The organism is Henriciella sp. (assembly GCF_049649345.1).
In the GTDB taxonomy this organism is placed as follows: Bacteria; Pseudomonadota; Alphaproteobacteria; order Caulobacterales; family Hyphomonadaceae; genus Henriciella.
This window is the reverse complement of the sequence record NZ_JBARZC010000293.1, coordinates 1-7,277: the sequence shown is the minus strand read 5'-3', so window position 1 is coordinate 7,277 and position 7,277 is coordinate 1. Positions and strand designations below refer to the sequence as shown.

At 60.2% G+C, this 7,277-nt stretch carries 8 protein-coding genes; 3 read left to right on the top strand and 5 right to left on the bottom strand.

Features of this window, described 5'->3' with window-relative positions; all coding sequences use genetic code 11:
• The 5 genes from WA989_RS07715 to WA989_RS07695 all read right to left on the bottom strand — a co-directional run.
• Positions 1–167: flagellar basal body protein (locus WA989_RS07715; protein ID WP_424339922.1), on the bottom strand; the 167-nt coding region annotated here is incomplete at its 3' end.
• Positions 168–195: 28 nt separating this feature from the next.
• Positions 196–909: a flagellar hook-basal body complex protein gene (locus WA989_RS07710; RefSeq protein WP_424339921.1), complete on the bottom strand. Its 714-nt coding sequence runs from the start codon at positions 907–909 to the stop codon at positions 196–198.
• Complete coding sequence (locus WA989_RS07705) at positions 909–2,681, bottom strand: hypothetical protein (RefSeq protein ID WP_424339920.1); 1,773 nt, start codon at positions 2,679–2,681, stop codon at positions 909–911. Before WA989_RS07705 ends, WA989_RS07710 begins: the two co-directional genes overlap by 1 nt.
• Entirely contained in the window at positions 2,678–3,544 is an 867-nt protein-coding gene (gene motA / locus WA989_RS07700; protein WP_424339919.1) for a flagellar motor stator protein MotA, read from the bottom strand. The genes WA989_RS07705 and motA overlap by 4 nt, the downstream gene beginning before the upstream one ends.
• Before the next feature lie 45 nt (positions 3,545–3,589).
• On the bottom strand, positions 3,590–4,525 hold the full coding sequence (locus tag WA989_RS07695) for a FliM/FliN family flagellar motor switch protein (protein ID WP_424339918.1): 936 nt from the start codon (positions 4,523–4,525) through the stop codon (positions 3,590–3,592).
• Positions 4,526–4,684: 159 nt separating this feature from the next.
• Here WA989_RS07695 and WA989_RS07690 point away from each other — a divergent pair, with 159 nt between their 5' ends.
• The 3 genes from WA989_RS07690 to WA989_RS07680 all read left to right on the top strand — a co-directional run.
• The gene (locus WA989_RS07690; RefSeq protein WP_424339917.1) at positions 4,685–5,524 is read left to right on the top strand and encodes a flagellar motor protein MotB; all 840 of its coding nucleotides are present in this window, start codon (positions 4,685–4,687) and stop codon (positions 5,522–5,524) included.
• A gap of 46 nt (positions 5,525–5,570) precedes the next feature.
• Positions 5,571–6,875 (top strand): flagellar hook protein FlgE, encoded by a 1,305-nt coding sequence (locus WA989_RS07685; protein ID WP_424339916.1) that lies wholly within the window; start codon positions 5,571–5,573, stop codon positions 6,873–6,875.
• 28 nt (positions 6,876–6,903) lie between these two features.
• A partial coding sequence (locus WA989_RS07680) for a flagellar basal body protein (protein ID WP_424339915.1) occupies positions 6,904–7,277 on the top strand: 374 nt, incomplete at its 3' end.

The following is a 7,277-nucleotide window of genomic DNA, read 5'->3' as shown; positions in this document are numbered from 1 at the left end:
GAGGTGATTGTGCCGGGTGTCATGTATTGCTGGTACATGAGGTCTGAGAACTCGGCCGTCCTTGGCCGGTACGCATTGGTGCTCATATTGGCGATATTGTTGGATATGACATCGACGCGCATTTGCTGCGCGGCCATGCCTGTGGCTGCAATCTGCAGTGACTTCATAGGGTCCTCCCTTGATTCACGTCCAGTGTTAGAGTTGGCGTAGTGTACTGATAAACTTCGCTATTCTTTGGTCTTCACGTTCCAGCAGCGCCTGGCCTGCCTCATAGGCGCGCTGCACTTCGATCATGCGTGCAACCTCGAGCACGGGCTCGACATTGGACTGTTCGAGCGCACCCTGAATGAGGCGCGGCTCTTCGGCCTGCTGATAGCCATCAGAAGCGCTGAACATGGTGTTGGTCTCGCGCAGCAGCTGCCCGTTCGGGACGACGATGCCAACCTGATCGACGATCTGGCCGTCGGCTGAAATCGTGCCATCGCCTGCGATGGAAATGAGGCGGGCGTCTTCCGGAATGGAGATCGCGCTGCCGCCGGCGTTCAGCACCTTGTTGCCGGCGCTGTCGATGAGCTCGCTTTCCTCATTGAGCTGGAAGGCCCCTGCCCGGCTCAGCATCTGGCCGCGCGGCGTCTCGACGAGGAAGTAACCTTCGCCCTGAATGGCGAGGTCGAACTTGCCGCCTGTAAAGCGCAGGCCACCCTGTTCAAGATCGAAGGCGTGGGCTGCAAGCCCGCCCATGGATACGTCGGGCAGATTATGACCAGTGCGGGCCATGAATTCGGCAAAGATCGCGCGGTCGGATTTGTAGCCGGTCGTGCTTGAGTTTGCGAGATTGTTCGCGACCGCCTGCATCTCGTTCATCAGGCCGGTCTGTCTGGCAAGCGCGGCATAAATGGCGTTGGACATCAGCGCATCTCCGTCGCGTCTGGCTGGAGCGACTGGCCGATCCGGTCGAGACCTCGCGGCACGTCGGCGATCGTCAGGGACGCTGGCGATTGAGACGCGTCAGCGGCGCCCGGGCGGGCGGCCAGGATGCGGCGAAGCTGGGCCTTTTTCTCCGGCTCCTGGACGTCGAGCGCCGCTTCGAAATAGCGCTGCGGCAGGATCCAGTGTCCGCCTGCGCCATCGGCAGCGATCAGCGCGAGGGCGAGATCAGGTGTGAGCGAGAGCTTGCTTTCAAGCCCGGCGAAAGCAGGCTTGTCGCCGGTGCGTACCGCATCGAGCGCCGCGAGCGTCACGATGTCGGAATTGCCGCGATGGCGCGCCTGCAGACTGGACAGCGTCTCACTGTCGCCAAGCCGGAAAGCCAGCTGCGCTTGCGCCACAGCCAGCGCTTCGCCTGAGCTGACCTGTTCAGACAATTTTTCCGACAGGGTTTTCAGGCCGAGATGGGCGGCGAGTGCGGCGGCCTCACCGAACGTATCTTCAAGATCATCCCGCCCCTCCAGCAGCGCGCCGCCATTCAACAGCGCGTCCATGCCTTTCAGGTTGGTCAGCGTGTCAGCTGATCTGAGGTCGGCCTTGACCAGCGCCACATAATGGTCCGACAGCCGCGCGCGCGCCTCTTCGGACTGCGCCGCTGGAAGCGATGCCAGCTGGCGCGTCATGGCGTAGTCGGCAGCGGTCTGGAGGTCGCTCATCAGAACGTCGAGGCTGTCCTCGACGGGAATGTCCTCGGGCAGCTTGCCGTAATCATCGACAAGCCGGGTGATGTATTCCGATTCAATATTGTCATCGACGGAAAGCCCTCCCCGGCGCAGCGCGGCGGCCGCCTCGTCGCGATATTCGGCCAGTTTCAGATAGTGGCGCAGCCAGCCCTCGGCTTCCGGCGTACCGACACTGAACCCGACAAGCGTAGCCGCAAAGCGCAGGCGCTCATGGGTGTTGATCTGGTCATCGCTGAAGGTCACCAGAACCTGCCGGGCCAGCTCGACTTCCTTCATGCGGTCAAGCATCGGGACGGCGAGGCGCGCATAGGCCATGCGCATGTGTAGTGGCAGCTGGCTGTAGTCCTCGAAACGTGCCGACAGGATCCTCGCCCCGCTTGGATCGCCGGCCCGAAGGCGGGCAAGGGCGAGCCAGATTCGCGCGCTGTCCTCGCAGTCGGCAAGATCGGCGAAGTAGGAGATGTTCGGATAGCCCCGCCCTTCCATCAGCCAGGCAAGCTCGCGCAGCGCTGTCGCTGTGCGGTCTGTCTTGCCCATAAGCTGCATCCGGCTTTCCTCGTTGAGGCCGAGCACGAGATAACCCTTGGCGAGCAGGACCTGCGATGTGGCGGTCTCTTCGGCCTCCAGGACGCCGCGCCAGCTCATCAGGTCCTGATAGGTGTGAAGGTCTACAAAGTCTGCGAAATCGTAAGGGGAGCTCAGCGCGCAACCCTGCTGGGCCAGCTGTCCCTGACGGGGGCGCAGCGACACGGTCTCGGGTGCGACCGTGGGCGCTGTTTCCGGAGCAGGCGGAGGGGCGGCCGGGCGGCTCGTCTTCTCAGGGCCGGTGCCGGCTGGAAGGGAGGGCTGCAAAAGGCCCTGATCGATCGCGCTCTGCACGAAATCGTCAAGCTGTGCTGGAAGGCGATCAACTTCACTGCCCGCTTCAACGTCCTGAGGCGGCTCTGCAAGAGCCGCCTGCGCGAAGGGGATCGCCAACGCAAAAAGACATATGGGCAGTGAGTGTCTCACGCGGCTTGTTTCAGTCCTTTCAGGGCCTGTTCGATGTCATTGAAGGACGGGCGCACGCGCGCAGGCGCATGCCGGCGGGCAACTTCAATGCAGATGTTCACGGGGTTCTTTTGCAGGTTGGAGACGAGCATATCGCCGATCATCGAGTAGAAGAAATGTTCTTCCATCCGGATCGCTTTGACCCGCGAGGCGAAAGGTCCGACCACGCCATAGGCGAGGAACACGCCGAGGAACGTCCCGACGAGCGCGCCGCCGATCATGCCGCCGAGGATTTCAGGTGGCTTGTCGATCGAGGCCATTGTCTTGATCACGCCGAGCACGGCCGCGACGATGCCGAGCGCCGGCAGGGCGTCTGCCATGTTCTGAAGGGCGTGCGAGCCGTGCAGCTTTTCCTCGGCCAGGGTATCGAGATGCTTTTCGAGCAGCTCCTCGACCTGGTGGACATTGTCGAAGTTCATCAGCATGGAGCGGATCGTGTCGCAGATCATCTCGATCGCATCGTGATCCTTCAGGATTTTCGGATAACGCTGAAAGATGTCCGACTGCTGGGGGTCCTCGATGTGGGCTTCGATGTCGACAGGGTTCTGCCGTAGCACGTTGAGTAGCTCCGACATCAGGCAGAGCAGGTCCTGATAGTCGGACTTCTTCCACTTGGGCCCGGTGAAGGCGGAGACGACATCGCCTGCTGTATGCTTGATTGTGTTGAAGTCATTCGCAGCCAGCAGTGAGCCGAGGGCTGCACCACCAATCATCATGCCTTCGAACGGCAGCGCATGCATGATGATTTCGAGGTGACCGCCGGCCAGCATATAGCCGCCGAACACCATGACGACGGTGACGATCAAACCAAGAATTGCGTTCACTTTAACCCTCCTTTGCTCCCTCAGGCACAGTAGCCATCTGCCAGCTCAGATCTCGGCGATCTCCTGGGCGTAACTCTCCAGAATTGGCGAAGTCAGCTTTAGAGCACGCTTGCCTTTCCAAGTGCCTAATTCGGCCTGACTGATTGCTAGGCTTCCATGCATCGTCTCGGCGCACACAGACAGAACCCCCGGCTCAACATCCGGCAGCGCCAGCACCTGCCCGACCTCAAGGCGCGAACAGTCCGCGATCGTGACGGGCAACCGCTCCAGCACGGCATCCAGCTGGATTGTCGAATTCCGGATCTGCCGACGCAGATTCTTCTCGCCCGCTTCGCTGGCCTGGCGCACTTGGCGCGGCGCGCTCTTCTGCGCTTTGATGGCGAAGTCGGTCAGCGAATTATAATCATAGTAGAGATGAAGCTCGGGCAGCTCCTCGCCGCCTTCCAGCAGCCAGTTGTCTTCTTCGCCGGCCTCTTCTGACAGGCTGACCACGACCTTCAGAAGCCGTGTGTCAGGGTCAATGCTGTGGGGAACACCGGCAGGATCGACGACGGAGAAATCGTCCGGCAGGGCCGGGCCGAGCGCAACGGCGTTCGCGATTTCTTTCCACAAAAAGCGCGCCGGGTGATCGCAGAGCAGGCGAAGGAAGAGCGCCGGCGATGCGGCAAGCTTCTCTCCCGGCTGCTGCAGCTTCAGACTGGCATAGCGGACGGCCACACCTCGATCGAGCGCGATCGCCCGCAATCCGGTGGTCGTGTATGGTAAACAGATAAAGCCAAACCGTTCATCAATCAGGGCTTCAGCGTCGCGCCCGCTTATCGGCTTCTTCTGGACGACAGTGGCGGTCAGATCATGATCGAAGATCGCTTTCGCCCATGCTTCGCAGGCGTTCTGCACGCCAGACCAGAGCGGCGCGCAGTGCTGTACGGCCGGGGAAATTCCCCCGGCGGCACGGATCTTCTGGAGCAAGACTGAAGACAAATCGAACCTGCAGACACAATAACCAATTCTCGCGTTAATTTCTCGATAGATTTGGTAAACGAAGCGTTAGTCGAACCGCGACAATCGTGCCGATCATCTACAGGGATACTTCGCACGCCTCTGTTATATCGGTGCCTGAAATCGAATTGCAGGTATGACATGGCAGAAAAGCCAGAACCCGAACAAAACATCACGATCATCAAGCGCAAGAAGGTCGTAAAGGCCGACGGACACCATGGTGGGGCCTGGAAAGTGGCCTATGCCGACTTCGTGACCGCGATGATGGCGTTCTTCCTCCTCATGTGGCTGCTCAATGCGACCACTGAGGAACAGCGCAAGGGTATTGCCGACTATTTCAATCCGACCATTCCGGTAAGCCGGATTTCCGGCGGCGGCTCGGACGGCCTCAATGGCAGCTCGCTCTATACAGAAGAAACCTATGCCCAGATGGGCACCGGCGCGACGCGCAAGAAATCCGTCGCCCCGAATGATGCCGCAGACAGCCGGCAGATTGCCCAGGGCCTGAATGACCTGCGCGAGGAACTGAGCAAGGATCCGCGCAAGCTGTCGGAGCATCTTCTGGTCAAGATGACGGCTGAAGGCATTGTTCTTGAAATCATCGATTCCGAAAGCCGCCCGCTCTTCGAGCTCGGCCAAAGCCAGCCGACGCCGCTTCTGATCAAGCTGCTTGAGCTGATCTCGGGTTCGCTCAACACGTTCGACAATGATATCAAGATCGTCGGCCATACCGACAACCGCCCGTATCGCGGCAACCGCGGCTATGACAACTGGAACCTCTCAGCCGACCGCGCCAATACGGCACGCAAGCTTCTGCTCTCAGACGGGCTTCCAATCGCCCGCCTCAAAGAGGTTTCAGGCCGCGCCGACACAGACCCGCTAATCGAAGACAACCCTGCAGCAGCACAGAACCGCAGGATCTCGATCACGATCGTCACGAGCGCCAATCAGCCCACTCCAGAAGGGTTATCCGCTTATTAAGGAATCCGCTGCAATTTCAGGGATAGTCTGACAAAGGAGTTGTCTCGTGACTATATCATCATCCCTGAATGCAGGTGTGATGGGGTTGAATTCCAACGCCACCCGCCTGTCCACTATTTCCGACAATATCGCGAACTCATCGACATATGGCTACAAGCGTAGCCAGGTCGAATTTTCCAGCATGGTGCTCGACCAGCAGGCCTCGGCCTATTCAGCCGGCGGCGTCCGCGTTGATACGTTCAAGGATATTGCCGCAACGGGATCCCTGATCTCGACCGGAAATGCCACTGACATGGCGGTTGCGGGCCGCGGCCTTCTTCCGGTCACCGACGGCACCGGGATCGGCTCGCTCGCCTCAGAGCGCGAGCTGATGCTGACCCCGACCGGCTCCTTCTATTCAGACCAGAACGGCAACCTCAGAACACAGAGCGGCCTCTACCTGCTTGGCTTCCCGGCCAATGTGGACGGCGAGGTCGGCAATGTGAGCCGAAACAGCGGCATCAGCCTTGAGCCGGTCAACATCTCCGCGTCGCAATATACAGCGTCCCCGACAGAACAGATCGAGCTCGGCATCAACCTGCCTGTCGATGCGACAGAGGCTGGCGCGACGGGCGAAGCCTATCCGCTGCCGATCGAATATTTCGACAATCTCGGCCGCGCGCATACGCTGACGCTTGAATTCACACCGAGCGTTCCGGGCTCCGGCTATTCAAATAACTGGACTGTCGAAATCTTCGACAGCGCCGGCAACCCTGCAACATCCATTGGCGATCTCGACATTGACTTCGACGATACGACGACGAATGGCGGGCGCATTGACACGGTCGCGGCAAGCAATGGCGCGAGCTACAATACTGGCACGGGCCAGGTCACTCTCACCCTGCCGCACGGCGACGTGGACGTCTTCATCGGCCGGCCGGGCGACAGCGCTGGCATCACGCAGCTCTCTGCGCCTTTCTCGCCCACGGCTGTGTCCAAGGATGGCGCGCCGATCGGTGACCTTCAGTCTGTCGAGATCGACGAGGCCGGCTTCCTGCAGGCGATCTACAATACCGGCTTCCGCCGCACACTCTACCAGATCCCGATCGGCGACGTGCCGAACGTCAATGGTCTCAAGGCGTTGGACGCGCAGGCCTATTCGGTCTCCGCGGAAAGCGGCAATCTCTATCTCTGGGATGCTGGCACGGGCCCCGTTGGCACGGTTTCAGGCTATTCCCTGATGGAATCCACGACGGATATCGCCTCGGAGCTCACTGATCTCATCGAGACGCAGCGGGCCTATTCCTCGAACGCAAAGATCGTCCAGACCGTGGACGAGATGCTTCAGGAAACCACCAACCTGAAACGGTAATACGGCAAGCTGAAAGGGCCTTACAGCCTTGAGCCTATCTGGTGCCATAAACGCCGCGCGAACCGGCCTTCAGGCGAGTAGCCTGAGGGCCGACATCGCTGCGACAAACGTTGCGAACGCAACAACGCCGGGCTATGTCCGGCGCTCCGTTCTTCTCGCGGAAAATATCGTCGGCAATAACACCAATGGTGTTGGTGTCGACGGCATTGCCCGCTCCGCAGATTCCGCGCTCACAGGCCAGCGTATGCTGCTGTCGAGCGACCTCGCCCACGCAAATGTCATATCGTCGAGCTGGCAGGCGCTTTCCGCCCGCCTTGGTGACTCGACCGATGGCCATAGCCTGTTCAACCTGATTTCAGAATTCGAGTCAGCGCTTTCAACAGCAGCGACAACCCCTGAATC